Here is a 298-nt window from a genome sequence, read left to right as displayed (position 1 = left end):
GGAAAGCGCGCCCTATGCCGGGGCCCTCGGCGCCGTCGTCGCTCTGCTGTTTCTCGGCAATGGCGACGCCGAAAGGCTGATCGCCAGGGATTTCGGCCTCGGCGTCGCCGGCGTCTCGGCTCTGGTCTTCGCCGCCACCATTCCGGTGTCGTCCTGGGGCCAAGCCCAGTGCGACACGTTCTCGCTCGTGCAGTTCGCCGTTACCGCGCTTGCCGGCGCCGGTCTGGCAATCATTGCTTCGTGGAAGGCCGCCAACGCGACGGCCGCCCGGCGCCTGATGTCGCTTGGCCTGCTTGCC

The 298-nt window shown here is 69.1% G+C and carries 1 pseudogene; it reads left to right on the top strand.

Annotation, left to right across the window (positions count from 1 at the left end):
- Positions 1-298, top strand: a pseudogene (locus EN807_RS34475) (GtrA family protein); the annotation flags it as partial.

Origin of the sequence: Mesorhizobium sp. M5C.F.Ca.ET.164.01.1.1, from assembly GCF_004792125.1 — a bacterium.
Taxonomy (GTDB): domain Bacteria; phylum Pseudomonadota; class Alphaproteobacteria; order Rhizobiales; family Rhizobiaceae; genus Mesorhizobium; species Mesorhizobium wenxiniae.
This window is presented reverse-complemented; position numbering and strand designations above follow the sequence as displayed.